The following is a 234-nucleotide window of genomic DNA, read 5'->3' on the forward strand; positions in this document are numbered from 1 at the left end:
GCGGTAGATTCCCTGCTTGAGCTCGAGGTTCTCCGGCACCGCCTCGATGATGAGATCAGCCGAGAGGGCGGAGTCCGCGAGGTCGGAGGTGAGCCGGATGCGGCTGATCGCCGACTGCGCGCCGCCGTCTGCGGCGTTCTCCACGCCATCGGCGACGTAGCGCGCCGCGAGGCCCTCGAATCGTTCGGCCGCGCGGTCGAGCGCCGCCTGGTCGATGTCGTACGCGACGACGTC

At 70.1% G+C, this 234-nt stretch carries 1 protein-coding gene; it reads right to left on the reverse strand.

What is annotated here, in order from left to right; genetic code table 11:
- On the reverse strand, positions 1-234 hold a 234-nt coding region (locus SB753_RS41550), incomplete at both ends, for a 3-hydroxyacyl-CoA dehydrogenase NAD-binding domain-containing protein (RefSeq protein WP_410805754.1).

Source organism: Paraburkholderia sp. SIMBA_053 (genome assembly GCF_046534895.1).
GTDB lineage: Bacteria > Pseudomonadota > Gammaproteobacteria > Burkholderiales > Burkholderiaceae > Paraburkholderia > Paraburkholderia caledonica.